Genomic DNA, 18,182 nt, shown 5'->3' with positions numbered 1-18,182 from the left:
CTACCTCTTCAGCAGATCCGCGTCGTCGACCGACGCCGAGCGGCGTGATCGGAAGATAGTCATGATGATCGCCAGCCCGACCACCACTTCCGCCGCGGCGACGACCATGGTGAAGAACGCGATGACCTGGCCGTCGAACGACTGGTTCATCCGGGCGAAGGTGACGAAGGCGAGGTTGGCCGCATTGAGCATGAGCTCGACGCACATGAACACGACGATCGCGTTGCGTCGCAGCAGTACTCCGGCCGCGCCGATGGTGAACAGCAGCGCTGCGAGGTAGAGGTAGTTCTCCGGGTTCACCGGTCGGTCCCCGGGTCGTCGGCCGGGCGGGTGCGGAGTGTCCGCGCGGCCAGGATGGCGTTGACCGACAGGTCCGACGGCGACCCGTCGGGCAGACGGGCCGGCACGTCGACCGCGTTGTGTCGCGCGTAGACCCCGGGTGTCGGCAGCGGGGTCAGGTTGACCCCACTGCGGAACCGCGCCTGCGACAGTTCTTTCTGGGTGAGTCGTGGGCCGAAACGCTCCCGGTGCGCGAGCACCATGGCGCCGAGCGTGGCGGCGATGAGGAGGGCTCCGGTGAGCTCGAACGCCCACAGGTAGCGGACGAAGATCAGCTCGGCGATGGCCTCCACACCGGCGTCGCTCTGCGCGGCCACCACGTCGGGGTTGGTGGCACCGGTGACGACACCGACGGTGGCGCTGCCGATCCCGGCGATCAACAGGATCCCGAAGCCGACACCGAGCAACACCGCGGACAGTCGCTGGCCGCGCAGGGTCTCCCGCAGTGAGTCCGACGAGTCGACGCCGATCAGCATGATGACGAACAGGAACAGCATCATCACCGCACCGGTGTACACGACCACCTGCACCACGCCCAGGAACAGCGCCCCCTGCGCGACGTAGAAGACGGCCAGCACGATCATCGTGGTGGCCAGGAAGATCGCCGAGTAGACGGCCTTGGTGGCGAAGACGACACCCAGCGCACCGGCAACCGCGACGGCCCCGAGAACCCAGAACTGGATCGCCTCACCGGTGGAGGTTCGCACCACCTCGTCGGCGAGCCACAGGGTGCCACCGGAAGTCATGACCGCGGCTCGCGTTTGGTCGGGACCGTCGGATCGGGCAAGGTCACGCGGCCGTCGGCGGTCACCTCGCCCCGGTAGTAGTTCTCCTCGGTGGAGCCCGGCGCCATCGCGTGCGGCGGCGCGTCGACGCCGGGTTGCAGCGGGGCCAGCAGACGGTCCTTCTCGTAGATGAGGTCGGCGCGATTGTCATCGGCGAGTTCGTAGTCGTTGGTCATCGTGAGCGCGCGCGTGGGGCACGCCTCGATGCAGAGCCCGCAGCCGATGCACCGCAGATAGTTTATCTGGTAGACGCGCCCGTACCGTTCGCCGGGCGAATAGCGCTCGTCGGGTGTGTTGTCGGCGCCCTCCACGTAGATGGCGTCGGCCGGGCACGCCCACGCGCACAGCTCGCACCCGATGCACTTCTCGAGACCGTCGGGGTGCCGATTCAGTTGATGGCGACCGTGATAGCGCGCTGCGGTCGGCCGTTTCTGCTCGGGGTACTGCTCGGTGATCGTGGGTTGGAACATGCCGCCGAAGGTGACGCGCAATCCGCTCACCGGTTTCAGGAAGTCAGGCATCGGTGGTCTCCCTCACGGTGCTGGGCATCGGCGGCACGGGGAAGCCGCCGGCCATCGGGTCGAACTCGTCGGGTGCGGCGGCCGGGTCTGCGGAGTCCTGCGTCGGGTCAGGGATGTCGGGGACCCGCATCAACCGCCACACCGCGTAGGCGATGAACCCGGTGACGACGAGTCCGGCGCCGGCGGAGACCAGCGCGCGGGTGAGGTCGGCGTCCTCGCCGGCGAAGGCGGCGCGGATGATCGCGACGACCATCACCCAGGTGAGAGAGATGGGGATCAGGACCTTCCAACCCAGATTCATGAACTGGTCGTACCGCAAGCGCGGCAGACTGGTTCGCAGCCAGATGAACACGAACAGGAACGCCCACACCTTGAGCGTGAACCAGAGAACGGGCCACCAACCGGAACTCGCCCAGTCGAACGTGCTCAGCGGCCACGGCGCCTGCCAACCGCCGAGGAACAGAGTGGTGGCGAGCGCGGAGACGGTGACCATGTTGATGTACTCGGCGAGCATGAACATGGCGAACTTCAACGACGAGTACTCGGTGTGAAACCCGCCGACCAGCTCACCCTCGGCCTCGGGCAGATCGAAAGGCGCCCGGTTGGTCTCGCCGACCATCGAGATGGCGTAGATGACGAACGAGGGCAACAGCAGCAACACGTACCAGTGGTGTTCCTGGGCGGCAACGATTCCCGACGTCGACATGGTCGCGGCGTCGAGGAACACCGCGGCGAAGGTGAGTCCCATCGCAATCTCGTACGAGATGACCTGTGCCGTCGAGCGGAGTCCGCCGAGCAGCGGATAGGTCGAGCCCGACGACCAGCCGGCCAGCACGATCCCGTAGACACCCACCGACGTGACCGCCAGGACATACAGCACCCCGACGGGGAGATCGGTGAGCTGCAACGGAGTCTGGTGACCGAAGACCGACACCATCGGCCCGAACGGGATGACCGCGAAGGCCATCACCGCCGGGACGACCGCGATGATCGGTGCCAGCAGATAGATCACCTTGTCGACGCCGGTGGGGATGATCCCCTCCTTGAGTGCGAGTTTCACGCCGTCGGCAAGGCTCTGCAAGATTCCCTTGGGGCCGACCCGATTCGGCCCGAGGCGGGTCTGCATGCGTGCCATGATCTTTCGCTCGAGCAGGATGGCGATGAGCGGATTGAGCACAAGGAACACGAACACGGCCAGCGCCTTGGCGACGACGAGCCAGATCGGGTCCTGGCCGAAGTCGTCGAGGGTCGGGAAGTCGGTGGCGAGGTTCACGCGGCACCCCCTGCGGCGTCGGTGGCGTCGACCGGGGCCGGCGCGAGGGCCACGAGGTCACCCTCCTGCGCGCGAAGCGTGGCGTGGACGTGCGAGCCGGGAGAGAACAGCGGGAGCCAGACGACCCGATCCGGCATGTCGGTGATCTCCACCGGCAGAACGATGGCGCCGTCGGCGGTGCTGACGCGCAGGAGGTCGCCCGACCCGACACCGGCTTCGGCGGCGGTCGACGGCGCGAGCCGGGCCACCGGCGGGCGGGCGGTGCCGGCGAGGTGCGGTTCCCCGTCTTGCATCCGGCCGTCGTCGAGCAGCGTGTGCCACCCCGCCAGCACCGCCTGGCCGGCAGCCGGGTCGGGCTGGGGCCTGTCAGCGGCGTCGATGGGGGCCCGCCGGCCGGACCATGCGCCGATGCGTCGCAGGTCGATGTGGATGGTCGGGACGTCGGCGCACCGCAGGTCGACACCCATCTGCCGGGCGATCGCGTCAAGGATGCGGTGGTCGGACAGGTGGCCCGAGTCCGTCAGGGCGGTGGTGAAGCTCCGCGGGCGGCCCTCCCAGTCGACGAACGTGCCCTCCTTCTCCGCGACGGCAGCCACCGGGAAGACCACGTTCGCGCAGCGTGTGGCGGCGCTGCGGCGTTGCTCGAGGCTGACGACGAACGGTGCGGCGGTCAGCGCCTCGGTCGCCGCGACGGGGTCGGGGAGGTCGTCGACGTCGACGCCGCCGATCACCAGCGAGAGCCCGTGATAGCGCGCGGCGTCGATGATCCCGGCGGTGTCGCGTCCGGGCCGCGGGGCGAGATCGGTGCCCCAGATCTCCGACACCGCCGTACGGGCGTCCTCGTCGTCGAGTGGCCGGCCGCCGGGTAGCAGGCCCGGCAAGGCGCCCGCTTCGAGCGCGCCTCGTTCGCCGGCGCGGCGCGGAATCCAGGCCAGCCGGGCGCCGGTGCGGTCGGCCAGTGCCGCGACTGCGGCCAACGCGCCGGGCCGGGTGGCCAGCCGTTCACCGACGAGGATGACCGAGCCGGCGGGCCGCAGGTGCGCGGTCACCTCCTCCGATTGCAGCACCTGTGCCTCGCTGCCGGGAACGGACCGGAAGACCGCGGCGTCGAGTTTGGTGGCGCCGCGGCTCGCGAACGGGGCGACCGTCGCGACGCGCTGCCCGGCGGTGCGTACTGCCCGCCGGAGACGGAGGAAGACGATCGGGGACTCTTCCTCGGGTTCGAAACCGGCGAGCAGCACCGCGGGTGCGGCGGACAGGTCGTCGTAGGTGGTCGCGAGTCCGTGACCGGCGATACGCGCGGCGAGGAAGGCGGCCTCCTCGGTGCTGTGGCTTCGGGCGCGGAAGTCGATGTCGTTGGTGTGCAACACGGTTCGCGCGAAGCGGGAGTACGCGTAGGCGTCCTCCACGGTCAACCGGCCACCCGTGAGTACACCGACGTTGCCCGGTGAACGGGTCAATCCCTCGGCCGCCGCGCGCACGGCGTCGGCCCACGACACCTCACGGAGATCGCCGTGCCGGTCCCGGACGAGCGGGGCGGTGATCCGGTCGGGCGACGACGTGTAGGCGAACGCCCATCGCCCCTTGTCGCAGTTCCACTCCGAGTTGACCTCGGGATCGTCACCGGCCAGCCGGCGCAGCACCTTTCCACGGCGGTGATCGGTGCGCTGGGCGCATCCACTCGCACAGTGTTCGCACACGCTCGGCGTCGACACCAGGTCGAACGGCCGGGCGCGGAACCGGTACTGCGCCCCCGTCAGCGCACCGACGGGGCAGATCTGCACGGTGTTGCCGGAGAAGTAGGAGTCGAACGGTTCGTCGGCGTAGATGCTGACCTGTTGTAGCGCACCGCGATCCGCGAGCTCGATGAGCGGATCACCCGCGACCTGTGTGGAGAACCGGGTGCAGCGGGCACACAACACACATCGCTCCCGGTCGAGCAGGACCTCCGACGACAACGGGACCGGCTTGGTGAAGGTCCGCTTGACGCCGTCGAACCGCGACTCGGAACGGCCGGCCGACATCGCCTGGTTCTGCAGCGGGCACTCACCGCCCTTGTCGCATACCGGGCAGTCCAGCGGGTGGTTGATCAGGAGGAGTTCCATCACCCCGCGTTGCGCTCCCGCCGCGATCTCCGAGCTGAGCTGCGTCCGCACCACCATCCCCTCGGTGGCCACCGTCGTGCATGATGCGAGCGGTTTGCGCTGCCCCTCGACCTCGACGAGACACTGCCGGCAGGCACCGACCGGTTCGAGGAGCGGATGGTCGCAGAAGCGCGGGATCATGATGCCGATCTGTTCGGCCGCGCGGATCACCAACGTGCCCTTGGGTACCCGGACGGCGCGACCGTCGATGGTGATGCCGACCAGGTTGTCGGTCGCGGCCGCCGGGTCGCTCCCGTGGGTGAGTGTCATCGGACGCCTCCTGCCCAGACGGTCGAGCGTGAATGGTCGAACGGGCACCCGTGGTCGAGGTGGGCGAGGTACTCGTCGCGGAAGTACTTCAGCGACGACACGATCGGGCTGCCCGCTCCGTCCCCGAGCGCGCAGAACGACTTCCCGACGATGCTGTTGGTGACATCGGCGAGGGTGTCGAGGTCCGCGGCGGTTCCGCCCTCGTGCTCCAGCCGGTGCAGCAGTTGCACCAGCCAGTACGTGCCCTCGCGGCACGGGGTGCATTTGCCGCAGGACTCGTGTTCGTAGAACTCCGTCCACCGCAGGACCGCGCCGACGACACAGGTCGTCTCGTCGAAGATCTGCAGGGCCTTGGTGCCCAGCATCGAACCGGCCGCGCCGACGCCCTCGTAGTCGAGCGGGACGTCGAGGTGCTCCGGCGTCAGGAGTGGTGTCGACGACCCGCCCGGTGTCCAGAACTTCAGCTCGTGCCCGGCGCGCACCCCGCCCGCCCGGTCGAGTAGTTGCCGTAACGAAACCCCAAGTGGCGCTTCGTATTGTCCGGGACGCGTCACATGACCCGACAGCGAGTAGAGGGTGAACCCGGGTGACTTCTCGGTGCCCATGGACCGGAACCAGTCGACGCCGTTGCGGATGATCGCCGGGACGCTCGCGATCGACTCCACGTTGTTCACGACCGTCGGACTCGCGTACAGTCCGGCAACCGCCGGGAAGGGCGGGCGCAGACGCGGTTGTCCCCGCCGGCCCTCGAGCGAATCGAGCAGGGCGGTTTCCTCGCCGCAGATGTAGGCGCCCGCGCCGGCGTGGACGACCAGTTCGAGATCGAAGCCGGATCCCAGGATGTCCGTGCCGAGGTAGCCTGCGGCGTAGGCCTCGTCGACGGCGGTGCGCAGTCGACGGAGAACCGAGGCGACTTCGCCGCGCACGTAGATGAACGCGTGGTGCGCGCGGATGGCGTACGCCGCGATGATCACGCCTTCGACGAGGGTGTGGGGCGACGCGAGCATCAGCGGCATGTCCTTGCACGTGCCCGGCTCTGACTCGTCGGCGTTGACCACGAGATAGTGCGGGACGGACGGATCGGTCTGCGTGGAATCCTGCTGGGGAATGAACGACCACTTCATCCCGACCGGGAAGCCCGCGCCGCCTCGGCCACGGAGACCGGAGGCCTTGACCGTCTCGATGATGTCGTCGGGGGGAGTGGTCAGTGCGGTCGACAACGCTCGATAACCGTTGTGGCGCAGATAGTTGTCCAGGGTCCAGGATTGCGGTTCGTCCCAGTGGCGGGAGAGGATCGGCGTTTCCGGGGGTTCGGGTTCGGGGGTGGGTTGTGGTGGTTGCGAGGTGGCTTCGACTCGGCTCCTCGCTGCGCTCGGTGCCGGCTCAACCAGTGGAGAAGGTGCCGGCTCAACCAGCGGAGGGGGTGGTTGCGAGGTGGCTTCGACTCGGCTCCTCGCTTCGCTCGGTGCCGGCTCAACCAGCGGAGGGGAGGGCTCAGCCAGCGGCGGGGTGGGCTGAACCAGCGGAGGGGCGCTCGGTGCCGGCTCAACCAGCGGAGGACGGGCCCCGGCGAGGTCGCGTTCGGTCTCGCGGAACGATCGCACGGGGCCGGTACCGCGAGCCGGGGTGACCTCGACACCGGCGCGAAGGTCCTCGATGAGCTCGATGGTCGACTCCGGGGTCTGGTCGTCGAAGAACTCCCAGTTGACCATCACCACCGGCGCGAAGTCGCAGGCCGCATTGCATTCGACGTGTTCGACGGTGATGCGGTGGTCGGCCGTCGTGTCCCCGGGTTCCACGCCCAGGTGCTCGCAGACCGAACGGAGGATCTCGTCGCCACCCAGGGTCGCGCACAGGGTGTTCGTGCAGACCCCGACCAGGTACTCGCCGGTGGGCGTGCGCCGGTACATCGAGTAGAACGTCGCGACCGAGGCCACCTGTGCGGGCGTCAGATCCAGTTGTGCGGCACAGAATTCGATCCCGGCACGCGTGAGACGACCGTCGTGGGATTGCACCAGGTGCAGCAGCGGCAGCAGCGCCGACCGCACCTGCGGATAGCGGGCGATGATCGGAAGTGCCTCTGCGGTCAGCTGTTCGATGACCACGTCGGGATACCCGGCCGGGCCGTCGAAGGTGATCGGCGGGACCGGGGTGCCGTGTGCCGGCGCCGATCCTTCTGGCGGGGGTGCGGTGCTCAGGTCCACGAACACGGGATCGGTCATCGGTCCACGCCTCCCATCACGGGGTCGATGCTGGCCACCGCGGTGATGACGTCGGCCACCATCCCGCCTTCGCACATCGCCGCGACGGCCTGCAGATTCGTGAACGACGGGTCGCGGAAGTGGACGCGGTACGGCCGGGTGCCGCCGTCGCTGACCATGTGCACGCCGAGCTCGCCCCGCGGTGATTCGACGGCGACGTAGCACTGGCCGGCCGGGACGCGCATCCCCTCGGTGACGAGTTTGAAGTGGTGGATGAGGGCTTCCATGGAGGTGCCCATGATCCGGGCGATGTGCTCGGGCGAGTTGCCCAGTCCGTCCGGTCCGAGCGCGAGGTCGGCCGGCCAGGCGAGCTTGCGGTCGGCGACCATCACCGGCCCCGGCCGGAGCCGTTCCAGACACTGCTCCACGATGCGGATCGACTCGCGCATCTCGCGCACGCGGATCAGGTAGCGGCCGTAGGAGTCGCAGGTGTCCTCGGTGATGACGTCGAACTCGTAGTTCTCGTAGCCGCAGTACGGCTCGGCGCGGCGCAGGTCGTGGGGGTAACCGGTGGACCGCAGCACCGGACCGGTGATCCCGAGTGCCATGCAACCGGTGAGGTCGAGATAACCGACGCCCTGGGTCCGCGCCTTCCAGATGTAGTTGTCGTTCAGCAGGTCTCCGAGTTCGTCCAGGCGGCCGGGGAGCTGTCGGATGACCTCGGCGACCCGGTCGATGCCATCCTCCGGCAGGTCCTGTGCGACACCTCCGGGGCGGATGTAGGCGTGGTTCATCCGCAGGCCGGTGATGAGTTCGAAGAGGTCGAGAATCATCTCCCGCTCGCGGAATCCGAGGAACATCGCCGTCACGGCACCGAGTTCCATTCCGCCGGTGGCCAGCGCGACGAGATGGCTGGAGATGCGGTTGAGCTCCATCAGCATCACCCGGATGACGGTGGCGCGTTCCGGGATGTCGTCGGTGATACCGAGGAGCTTCTCGACGCCGAGGCAGTAGGCGGTCTCGTTGAAGAACGGTGACAAGTAGTCCATCCGGGTGACGAACGTGACGCCCTGCGTCCAGTTGCGGTACTCGAGGTTTTTCTCGATCCCGGTGTGCAGGTAGCCGATTCCGCAGCGGGCCTCGGTGACGGTCTCGCCTTCGATCTCGAGGATCAGGCGCAGGACGCCGTGCGTCGACGGGTGTTGCGGACCCATGTTGACGACGATGCGTTCGTCTCCCGGTTGCTGCTCGGCGCGGGTGCGGACGTCGGACACGATCGAGTCCCAGTCCTGTCCCGACACGGTGTAGGTGTGCGTATGGGTGTCGGTCATCAGTTGTACGACCTCCTCCGGTCCGGCGGGTCGACGCGGGTTCCCTTGTATTCCACCGGGACTCCGCCGAGCGGGTAGTCCTTGCGCTGGGGGTGGCCCTCCCAGTCGTCGGGCATCTCGATCCGGGTCAGTGAGCGATGGCCGTCGAAAACGATGCCGAAGAAGTCGTAGGTCTCGCGTTCGTGCCAGTCATTGGTGGGGTAGATGTCGCAGATGCTCGGGATGTGCGGGTCGGCATCGGGCGCCGCGACCTCGAGACGGACGCGACGCCCGTGGGTCAGGGAGGCGAGCGGATAGATGGCATGGAGTTCGCGGCCCGGGTCGCCGGGATAGTGGACCCCGCTCACGCCGAGGCAGAGTTCGAATCGCAACGCGGGCGCGTTGCGCAGAGTCAGTGCGACGGCGGGAAGGTGCTGTCGTACAACGTGGATGGTCATCTCGCCCCGGAAGACCACGACCTTCTCGATCGCGTCGTCGTAGCCGTCGCCCATCTCGTGGAGCAGACAGTCGGCGATCTCGTCGAAATACCCGCCGTAGGGTCGGGACGTACTGGGCGGCAGCGTCACCGGCCGGACCAGGCCGCCGTACCCCGACGTGTCGCCGGTTCCGGGCGGACCGAACAACCCGTGTCGGACGCCGATCTGCTCCGCGTCGTGCGGTGGGGGTGCCGGGTTCTCGGGGTCCTGATGGCCTGCGGGCGTGGTCATCGGAGCAACCCCTTCAGCTCGATCGTCGGGGTGGCCTGGAGGGCGGCACGTTCGGCCGCCCAGATGGCCTCCTCGCGATTGACACCGAGCGGCATCTCCTGGATCTTCTCGTGCAGCTTCAGGATGGCGTGCAGCAACATCTCCGGGCGTGGCGGACAGCCCGGCAGGTAGATGTCGACAGGGACCACGTGATCGACGCCCTGGACGATCGCGTAGTTGTTGAACATCCCGCCCGACGACGCGCAGACCCCCATGGCAAGAACCCATTTGGGCTCCGGCATCTGGTCGTAGATCTGCCGGAGGACGGGGGCCATCTTCTGGCTGACGCGGCCGGCGACGATCATGAGATCGGCCTGTCGCGGCGACGCCCGGAACGCCTCCATGCCGAACCGGGCGAGGTCGTACCGTCCCGAGGTGGTGGCCATCATCTCGATGGCGCAGCAGGCCAGCCCGAAAGTCGCCGGCCAGAGCGAGCCCTTGCGCATGAACCCGGCCAGATCCTCGACGGTACTCAGCAGGAATCCGCTGGGGAGTCGTTCCTCGAGTCCCATGGGTGACCTCCTTGCCGTATCGGATCGGTGAAAAGTGCTCAGTCCCAACTCAGTCCGCCACGGCGCCACTCGTAGGCGTACGCGACGGAGACGTTGACGATGAACAGGAGCATGGCCATGAGGCCGAACCACCCGAGTGAGTCGAAGGCGACCGCCCACGGGTAGAGGAACACGATCTCGATGTCGAAGATGATGAAGAGCATCGCGGTGAGGTAGTACTTGACCGGTACGCGCTGGATCGAGCCGGTGGCCACCGTGCCGCCGGCGGTGCGTCGCGTCGGGTAGAGCAGACTCTGTTCGACCGGCTCGATGCCGCACTCGTAGGGCTCGAGTTTGGCGCGGTTGTACCGTTTCGGACCGATCGCGATGCCGATGAAGACGCTGAAAACGGCAAACGCCACGCCGATTGCCCCGAGGACCATGATCGGGACGTAGGCGTTCAAAGCGCGGACCCCTCCTCGCTTGTGGCGACCGGAAGGCATCTGTTCGGTGCGGGCCGGCCCGGGTGTTCGTCCTATCCGTGCCGTCGGCCGATCTGGTCCGGCAGTACGAATGTGAGCTGCAACACAAGCCTAGTGTGAGTGTGTGGCGCGAGTCACTGTTTTCTAGAGTTCGGCGTTTCCGATCATGTCGACGAACGCACGTGGAAGAGTGATCGGGTCGACGGGCAGGACGGCCACGGCGTCGGCGCGGGACCAGTCCGCGAGCCACCGGTCGTCGGCACGGCCGAGAAGGACGAGCACGGGTGGACAGGGATCGAGTTCGTCTTTCATCTGCTTGGCCAGGCCCATGCCACCGGCCGGGGTGGCTTCCCCGTCGGCGATCACGGCGTCGACGACACCGGCGTCGAGCTGCGCGAACACCATTGGGGCGGTGGCGACCTCGATGTAGCTGACCGGTGGGATGTCCGGGTCGGGCCGGGTTCCGATCGCGCCGATGACCTGCGCGCGGGTCTGCGCGTCGTCGGAATAGACCAGCACCCGCAGGGCCCGCGCAGACTGGGAGTCGGTCACCGTTGCGATGCTACAACCCGACACCCTCTGGATCGGTGGAAAACATGTCCGCGTTGTCGCTACAGGTCGTCGGCGTCAGTGCTCGGTGGAGAACCCCGTGCGACGCCGGTGCACCTCGAGCGCGAACGTGACGAGCTGATCGATCAGGTCCGGGTAGGGCACGCCGGTCGCCTCCCACAGCTTGGGGTACATCGATCCCGGGGTGAACCCCGGGATGGTGTTGACCTCGTTGAGCAGCCACCCACGGCCGGACTCCTCGTAGAAGAAGTCGACGCGGGCCATGCCGGTGCAGCGCATCGCGGTGAACGTCCTCGCCGCGAGCTCGCGGACCTCGGCGGCCGCCGCGTCGGACACCGCAGCGGGGATGACCAGCTGGGCGGCGCCGGTGACGTACTTGTCCTCGTAGTCGTAGAACTCGCTCCCGGGTTTGATCTCGCCCGGCACCGAGGTCTCGGGCGCCGTGTCACCGAGAACGGCGACCTCGATCTCGCGCCCGGTGACGGCCTCCTCGATGATGACCACGTTGTCGTAGCGGAGCGCGAGATTCACCGCCGCGTCGAGTTCGGCCTCGTCGTGCGCCTTGGTGATGCCCACCGACGAGCCGAGGTTCGCCGGCTTGACGAACACCGGGAGCCCCAGGGCGTCGATCGCGCGGGCGGTGATCGTCTCCGGGTCGTCGACACCGTCGCGGAACTCGACCCAGCGGCACTGCGGGATGCCTGCCTGCTCGGCGACGATCTTGGCCATCGCCTTGTCCATGCACACCGCGGACGACAACACACCCGCGCCCACATACGGCAGCTTGAACAACTCGAGCATCCCCTGGATGGTGCCGTCCTCACCGTGCGGTCCATGGAGAAGGGGAAGCACGACCGTGATGGCCTCGTCCGCGTGACCACGGAGTTCGGTCAGCGGGTCGACGGCGGTTCCGGCGACCTCGAGGGTGTCGGGGAGTGGCGTGCCGTCGGCGATGGCGGCGATCGCCTTGTCGTTGCGCAACCACGTCCCGTCCTTGGCGATGCCGATGGGGACCAGGTCGTACTTGGTCCGGTCGGCCGCGGCCAGGACATGAGCCGCTGTGACCCGCGACACATCATGCTCGGCGGAGACGCCACCGTAGAGAACCACCAGACGCACCAGCCGAGAAGACATGCCTGTCACGATACGGCCCCACGCAATCGGGTTCTCGGCGTGTGTTGGGGACTCGGCTAGCGTGAGACCGTGCATTTCAGAGCAAGCGAGGTCGCGGAGGCCGTGGGCGGGGAGCTGCTGGGCCCCGACGTGCAGATCGACGGGGCGAGCATCGACTCGCGGAGTGTTCGGCCGGGCCAGCTGTTCGTGCCGATCGTCGCCGAGCGCGACGGCCACGATTTCATCAAGTCCGCACTCGACGGCGGGGCCACCGCCTACCTCTCCTCGAGGGTCGACCCGGTCGGCGGTACCGCCATCCGCGTCGCCGACACCGCGCTCGCCCTCGCCGACCTCGGTCGAGCGGTCCGCGCCCGGGTCCCCGATCGCGTGGTGGGCATCACCGGCTCGGTGGGCAAGACCTCGACCAAGGATCTGCTCGCGGGTGTGCTGCGCACCACCTACCGCACCGCGGCGAGCGAGAAGTCGTTCAACAACGAGCTCGGGCTGCCGATCACCCTCGCCGCGGCCGCCGACGACGTGGAGGCGGTGGTCCTCGAGATGGGCGCCCGCGGCGTCGGGCACATCGACCTGCTGTGTTCCATCGCGAAACCGACGGTCGGCGTGATCACCCGCGTCGAGGGCGTGCACCTGGAGCTGTTCGGTGACATCGAGTCCGTCGCGCGCGCGAAGGGTGAACTGGTGGAATCGCTCCCGGCCGACGGGATCGCGGTGCTCAATGCCGACCATCGGTACGTCGCGGCGATGGCGGATCGCACCTCGGCGCGTGTCCTGCGCTACGGGCTGTCGCCGGACGCCGATGTGTACGCGTCCGACATCGTCCTGGACGACGAGTTGCGCGCGACGTTCCGGCTGCACACACCGTGGGGTTCGACGGAGGTCCGACTGGGCGCCCGCGGCGAGCACCAGGTCCCCAACGCGCTGGCGGCGGCGGCTGCCGCCGGCGGGCTAGGGGTGCCGGTCGAGTCGATGGCGGACGGGTTCCTCGCCGCCGAATTGTCCGGTCTACGAATGGAACTCGCCACCTCGTCGCGAGGCGTCACGGTCCTCAACGATGCCTACAACGCCAACCCGACGTCGATGTCGGCTGCGCTGCGGTCGCTGGCGACACTCCCCGCGTCGCGTCGGGTGGCGGTTCTCGGCACCATGGCCGAACTCGGCGCCGACTCGCCAGACCAGCACCGTGCGATCGCACTGGAGGCCAGGGATCTGGGCATCGAGGTCATCGCGGTCGCCGAGGCCGACTACGGTGACACCGCCCGGCACGTTTCCGACGTCGACGGCGTGTCGGCCGAACTCGGCGACCTCGACGACGGGACCGCAGTGCTGGTCAAGGGGAGTCGGGTCGCCGCGCTCGAGCGCGTGGCGCAAGCGCTGCTGGACTGAGGGGGGTTTCGACAAGCTCAACCGGCGGGAAACCGGCGAGAGCTCAGTGGTGGAAGTGTGACCCGTCGCCCTCGCGTGGCATCGGGCTCTCCAGGCGATTGAGGAAGTCGACCTCGGTCCGGATGTCGGCGATGAGTGCACGGGCGAGGTCGTGACTCAGCCCGGCGCGCACGACGATTCGCTGCACGGTCAGGTCGGCGAGGTCGTCGGCCATCGGGTATGCGGGAACCAGCCAGCCCTTCATGCGCAGGCGGTCGGACAGGTCGTAGAGGTTCCAGTTCTCGCTGTGCCCGGCCTTCAGTTTCCAGGCGAAGACCGGGATCGTGTCGCCCTTGCTGACCAATTCGAGGCCGTCGATCTGGGCAATCTGTCCGGAAAGCCATTGCGCCACATCGAGAGAACCCTGCTGGACCTGGGTGAAGCCGTCGCGGCCGAGCCGCAGGAACACGTAGTACTGCAGCAGGACCTGTGCGCCCGGACGGGAGAAGTTGAGTGCCAGGGTCGGCATGTCGCCGCCGAGGTAGGAGCAGTGGAACACCATGCTCTCGGGCAGTGCGTCGGTGTCGCGCCACACGATCCAGCCGACACCCGGATAGACCAGTCCGTACTTGTGGCCCGAGGTGTTGATCGAGACGACACGGTCGACACGGAAGTCCCATTCGAGGTCCGGCTGACAGAAGGGGGCGATCATCGCACCCGACGCGCCGTCGATGTGGATCTTCACGTCGAGTCCGGTGTCGGCCTGGATCTCGTCGAGCTTGGCCGCGATCGCGGTCACCGGCTCGTACATCCCGGTGTAGGTCTGTCCCATGATGGCGACGACCCCGATCGTGTTCTCGTCCACGTACTTCTCGAGCTCGTGACCGTCGAGGACGAGGTGGTCGGGGCTGATCGGTACCCATTTGGGCTCGACCTCGAAGTAGTTGCAGAACTTCTCCCAGCACACCTGGACCGCCGTCGACAGCACGATGTTGGGATTCTCGGTTGACTTGCCCTCGGCGCGGCGCCGGGTCTGCCAGTGCCGTTTGAGCGCGAGCCCACCAAGCATGCAGGCCTCCGACGAGCCGATCGTCGAGGTACCGATCGCGTTGTCGACGTCCGGGTTGTGCCACAGGTCGGCGAGGATGCGCCAGCACCGGTCCTCGATCGCGGCCGTCTGCGGGTACTCGTCCTTGTCGATCATGTTCTTGTCGAAGGTCTCCGAGTACAACTTCTTCGCCTCGTCGTCCATCCACGTCGACACGAAGGTCGCGAGGTTGAGGCGGGCGTTCCCGTCGAGCATCGCCTCGTCGTGGACGATCTGATAAGCCGTGTCGGGCAACAACATCGAGTCGCCCAAGGCGAACTTGGGGAGGTCGGTGGCCTCGCCGTCGCGGTTGAAGACGGTGCGCAGGTTCATCGCATCGCCGATGTTGGTGGTGGCGCGGGCGCCACCGCTCTTGTTGTGGACGCCCGGGTCGGTGGTCATGGACACCGAACCTATCCGACCCGGACGACCGGCGGGTGGCGATCTTTCACCCTCGTCCCGCGTTTGCGTGGATCACCTCCCGCAGGTAGACGGCCAGGCCGGGGGCCTGCGCGTCGTAGTGCTCGGTGAACCGCGGGTCCGCGACGTACAAGTCGGCAAGGCACACCTGCATGGCGTGATCACAGTCGTAGAAGCGCCCGATCTGTGCGCGGTGCTCTTCGGCGAGCGAGTTCGCCTCGGCGGTGCCAGGAGTCACCCCGCGACGCATCGCGTCCGCGAGCCGTCGTTCCAGGTCGTCGGTCTCGTCCTTGATGCGCTGCCAGTCCTCCTTGGAGAACTGCCCGGTCCGCTTCTGGCTCTGCTTCCACGCGTCGGTGTTCCCCCAGCGTTCCTCGGCCTCGGCGGCGTACTCCTCGCCTGGCCATTGGTCGCCGAAGATCTCGGCCTGCTCGGCCGCCGACAGGGCAATGCCTTCCTTCTTGGCGTTCATCATCTCCTCCAGTGCTGCGACCATCCGGAGCAAGCGATCGATCCGGCCGGTCAGCAGCTCGCGCTGCGTCTCGAGGTGACCCATGGGGTCCACATCCGGATCGTCGAGCAGGGTCGCTATCTGCTCGAGGGAGAAGCCCAGCTCACGGTAGGTGAGTACCTGGTGGAGACGTTCGACGTCGGTGTCGTCGTAGACGCGATACCCGGCTGGTGTCCGACCGGACGGCACCACCAGGCCGATCTGGTCGTAGTGATGCAGCGTGCGGATGCTGACGCCGACCATGCCGGCGACGACACCGACGGTCAGCTCCCGGGTGTCCACCTTGGAAGTGTGCTTTTCCTCGCTCACATCGACAACCCTGCTGCCTGACGTCGCGTGAGGGTCAAGTGTGCGGAGCGACCGGTGCCGTCGGCGTCACAGAAACTTGACATGTGTATCAGATTGGAAACTGGGGTACGTGTGCACCGATCTCGGGCCGTCGGCCCGGTACTGTTGGTATCACCTGCAACACCAGTAACACGCGTACCACGATCTGGAGTCACCGCATGTCCGTGCCGTATGGCCGCAGCCCCCGCCGAGGCCTCGGCATCCGAACCCTGCTGACGGCGGCGGCCACCATCCTCGCTCTCCTCGCCGGACTCGTCACGGCCGGCGGGGCCCAGGCAGCGGACGGATACGCATACGTGAATCTCGGTGACAGCTACAGCGCAGGCGCATCGGTGTTCCCCCAGGCGACGAGCGCGGCGACCTTCTGCTCGAACTCGGCGATCAACTACTCCAGCCTCGTTGCCAAACGACGCGGGACCGAGGTCGTCGATGTCAGTTGCGCGGGCGCGACGACCGAAGACCTCACCAAGTCGCAGTATCGGTGGCAGGGACCGCAGATCAGCGCGATCGGACCGGCCACCCGCTTGATCACCCTCACGATCGGCGCGAACAACAACGGACTGTTCAGCAATTCGACCTCGGCCTGCCAGCGGGCGTGGATGGCCGCGCCGTTGTCAGCGACCCCATGTCGCGACGAGTTCGGTACCTCGTTGGTCGACGAGATCAAATCCTCGACCTACCCCGACCTCGTGAACGCCCTGCGCCTCGTCGGCCGCGAAGCGCCGCGCGCACGCGTCGTCCTCGTCGGATATCCGCAGATCTTCCCGGCCACGGGTTCGGCGCTCTGCTCGGCGTCGTTGCTCACCACGCCCGGGGACACCGCGTACCTGCATCGTGTCTTCAAAGCCCTCAACGCCGCCATGCGCCGCGCCGCCGCAGCCACCCGCGTGACCTTCGTCGACATGACCAAGGTCTCCGCGGGCCACGACGCCTGCGCGGGCGAACGGCGATGGGTCGAGCCGACGCTGGGTGCGGTCAGCTTCCCCGCGATGCACGCCAACGCGCGCGGTCAAAAGGCGATGGCCGAGCAGGTCGAAGCCGCGCTGCGCTGAGGGACCGTTGTGTTGGCTGCTCGCTGCCTGGAAACACCTTCGCACTCGGAGGCAGGGATGGAAGTGGCGCGTGGTCGGAAGTTCTGATCGATTTACCGGGCGGAAGCGGACGACGGCTCGCCTCGATCCGACAACCTGAAGTCAAACGCACACCATTCCAATACCCGGAAAGCGGCGGTTATGTCCGACCAAATTCACTCGTCCATATATTCCGGACCGTCGTAATCGGGTTCGACCTGGTATCGCTCATCTAATGACTCGTGCTCTTGCTCGGTCACCTGCTGGGGCACCTGTGCTGCAACAAGTTCAGGGGCGGTCAGGAGCTCAAGTCCGCAAATATGGCATTTAAGTTCGTCGATGAGGTAAATTTCGTCGCGAATTACCGTATCGCCGTCCAAGTGCTCACGGGCGCTGCGGACATAAGTCTTCGGGGCGTAAACTTCGTGCTCACAGGCGGGGCACTTCACGGTTGCAGTCGTACGCTGCCGCGTAAACCACTCCAGACCAGTTGGCTTAGCCGCCGCGACGCGTGCATCGATTTCGTCCTGTCTCAGTTTGTGCAGGAAGCCTTGCGCCGCCTTAATCTTCAAATTGACTTCGTGAGCAACTTTCTTGTCGGCCTCGTCAAGGAGTCGCTCTCCAAGCTTCACGACGTCGTCGTCAAGGATATCTTGGGGATCAATCGTCAACTGTCGGCAAATGATCTTGACGACCCGTACCAGTTTAGGTAGCCAGACGTCATTCGATACTTCACTCACAGCGGCGTTGGACGCATGCAGCTCCGCGTTTCTCAGATTCATGAGAAACAAAGAGTCGGCAACTGCGCCGCCGGCAAACTCTGGCACAATCCGCGCCAAGCGGTCGATCACCACACCGCTCGTTACGCTCTTCGGGTCCTTGGGGGTCGTGACGCCGTTAGCGGCGAGCAAACTGTCATTATCGTTTGTCGCGGCAAGGAGGCTTGGATGTAGTTTCGCTAAGGGCGCCCGTAACAGGAACTCGAACCCTAGAAGGTGCCAGATCGTGAATTCGTCGTCATCGGAGTGCTCGTGCTCCGCACCACGTGTGAAGTAGAGCTTGGCCTTACCGATAAACCCGTCGTAGTCCCACACCTG

Annotated in this window: 17 protein-coding genes; 2 read left to right on the top strand and 15 right to left on the bottom strand. The window is 67.0% G+C overall.

Annotation, left to right across the window (positions count from 1 at the left end):
• The 12 genes from nuoK to ACFUEJ_RS09815 all read right to left on the bottom strand — a co-directional run bounded on the left by nuoK (window position 1) and on the right by ACFUEJ_RS09815 (window position 12,287).
• Window positions 1–300, bottom strand: coding sequence for an NADH-quinone oxidoreductase subunit NuoK (nuoK, locus tag ACFUEJ_RS09870; RefSeq protein WP_058251017.1), 300 nt, complete (start codon window positions 298–300; stop codon window positions 1–3).
• Window positions 297–1,085 (bottom strand): NADH-quinone oxidoreductase subunit J, encoded by a 789-nt coding sequence (locus ACFUEJ_RS09865; protein WP_137810097.1) that lies wholly within the window; start codon window positions 1,083–1,085, stop codon window positions 297–299. Before ACFUEJ_RS09865 ends, nuoK begins: the two co-directional genes overlap by 4 nt.
• Entirely contained in the window at window positions 1,082–1,645 is a 564-nt protein-coding gene (nuoI, locus tag ACFUEJ_RS09860; protein ID WP_388028956.1) for an NADH-quinone oxidoreductase subunit NuoI, read from the bottom strand. The genes ACFUEJ_RS09865 and nuoI overlap by 4 nt, the downstream gene beginning before the upstream one ends.
• Complete coding sequence (gene nuoH / locus ACFUEJ_RS09855; RefSeq protein WP_388028954.1) at window positions 1,638–2,918, bottom strand: NADH-quinone oxidoreductase subunit NuoH; 1,281 nt, start codon at window positions 2,916–2,918, stop codon at window positions 1,638–1,640. The genes nuoI and nuoH overlap by 8 nt, the downstream gene beginning before the upstream one ends.
• Window positions 2,915–5,332: an NADH-quinone oxidoreductase subunit G gene (locus tag ACFUEJ_RS09850; protein WP_065631170.1), complete on the bottom strand. Its 2,418-nt coding sequence runs from the start codon at window positions 5,330–5,332 to the stop codon at window positions 2,915–2,917. Before ACFUEJ_RS09850 ends, nuoH begins: the two co-directional genes overlap by 4 nt.
• On the bottom strand, window positions 5,329–7,554 hold the full coding sequence (gene nuoF, locus ACFUEJ_RS09845; RefSeq protein WP_388028951.1) for an NADH-quinone oxidoreductase subunit NuoF: 2,226 nt from the start codon (window positions 7,552–7,554) through the stop codon (window positions 5,329–5,331). Before nuoF ends, ACFUEJ_RS09850 begins: the two co-directional genes overlap by 4 nt.
• Window positions 7,551–8,864 carry an NADH dehydrogenase (quinone) subunit D gene (gene nuoD, locus ACFUEJ_RS09840; protein WP_065631169.1) on the bottom strand — a complete coding sequence of 438 codons (1,314 nt, stop codon included), beginning with the start codon at window positions 8,862–8,864 and terminating at the stop codon, window positions 7,551–7,553. Before nuoD ends, nuoF begins: the two co-directional genes overlap by 4 nt.
• Window positions 8,864–9,571 carry an NADH-quinone oxidoreductase subunit C gene (locus ACFUEJ_RS09835; RefSeq protein WP_065631168.1) on the bottom strand — a complete coding sequence of 236 codons (708 nt, stop codon included), beginning with the start codon at window positions 9,569–9,571 and terminating at the stop codon, window positions 8,864–8,866. Before ACFUEJ_RS09835 ends, nuoD begins: the two co-directional genes overlap by 1 nt.
• Window positions 9,568–10,122 carry an NADH-quinone oxidoreductase subunit B family protein gene (locus ACFUEJ_RS09830; RefSeq protein ID WP_004021558.1) on the bottom strand — a complete coding sequence of 185 codons (555 nt, stop codon included), beginning with the start codon at window positions 10,120–10,122 and terminating at the stop codon, window positions 9,568–9,570. Before ACFUEJ_RS09830 ends, ACFUEJ_RS09835 begins: the two co-directional genes overlap by 4 nt.
• A 38-nt stretch (window positions 10,123–10,160) precedes the next feature.
• The gene (locus ACFUEJ_RS09825; RefSeq protein WP_004021559.1) at window positions 10,161–10,565 is read right to left on the bottom strand and encodes an NADH-quinone oxidoreductase subunit A; all 405 of its coding nucleotides are present in this window, start codon (window positions 10,563–10,565) and stop codon (window positions 10,161–10,163) included.
• Between the two features lie 162 nt (window positions 10,566–10,727).
• Complete coding sequence (locus ACFUEJ_RS09820; RefSeq protein ID WP_211538677.1) at window positions 10,728–11,135, bottom strand: hypothetical protein; 408 nt, start codon at window positions 11,133–11,135, stop codon at window positions 10,728–10,730.
• A gap of 75 nt (window positions 11,136–11,210) precedes the next feature.
• Entirely contained in the window at window positions 11,211–12,287 is a 1,077-nt protein-coding gene (locus ACFUEJ_RS09815; RefSeq protein WP_388028946.1) for a D-alanine--D-alanine ligase family protein, read from the bottom strand.
• A gap of 69 nt (window positions 12,288–12,356) precedes the next feature.
• Here ACFUEJ_RS09815 and murF point away from each other — a divergent pair, with 69 nt between their 5' ends.
• A complete protein-coding gene (gene murF / locus ACFUEJ_RS09810) occupies window positions 12,357–13,670 on the top strand; it encodes a UDP-N-acetylmuramoyl-tripeptide--D-alanyl-D-alanine ligase (protein WP_388028944.1) in 1,314 nt (437 codons plus the stop codon).
• Between the two features lie 43 nt (window positions 13,671–13,713).
• Here murF and ACFUEJ_RS09805 read toward each other — a convergent pair whose 3' ends face one another.
• Together ACFUEJ_RS09805 and ACFUEJ_RS09800 are read right to left on the bottom strand one after the other, a co-directional pair.
• Window positions 13,714–15,138, bottom strand: coding sequence for a glutamate decarboxylase (locus ACFUEJ_RS09805; protein ID WP_211538680.1), 1,425 nt, complete (start codon window positions 15,136–15,138; stop codon window positions 13,714–13,716).
• A 46-nt stretch (window positions 15,139–15,184) separates the two neighbouring features.
• Window positions 15,185–15,949, bottom strand: coding sequence for a MerR family transcriptional regulator (locus ACFUEJ_RS09800; RefSeq protein ID WP_247451047.1), 765 nt, complete (start codon window positions 15,947–15,949; stop codon window positions 15,185–15,187).
• Window positions 15,950–16,173: 224 nt separating this feature from the next.
• Between ACFUEJ_RS09800 and ACFUEJ_RS09795 the strand changes: the two genes are divergently transcribed.
• The gene (locus tag ACFUEJ_RS09795) at window positions 16,174–17,067 is read left to right on the top strand and encodes an SGNH/GDSL hydrolase family protein (protein WP_065631162.1); all 894 of its coding nucleotides are present in this window, start codon (window positions 16,174–16,176) and stop codon (window positions 17,065–17,067) included.
• Window positions 17,068–17,261: 194 nt separating this feature from the next.
• On the opposite strand, the gene ACFUEJ_RS09790 is transcribed toward ACFUEJ_RS09795, so the two are convergent.
• Complete coding sequence (locus tag ACFUEJ_RS09790; protein ID WP_137810090.1) at window positions 17,262–18,179, bottom strand: hypothetical protein; 918 nt, start codon at window positions 18,177–18,179, stop codon at window positions 17,262–17,264.
• Window positions 18,180–18,182: the final 3 nt, after the last annotated feature.

Source organism: Gordonia sp. NPDC057258 (assembly GCF_042668985.1).
Taxonomy (GTDB): Bacteria; Actinomycetota; Actinomycetes; order Mycobacteriales; family Mycobacteriaceae; genus Gordonia; species Gordonia hongkongensis.
This window is presented reverse-complemented; position numbering and strand designations above follow the sequence as displayed.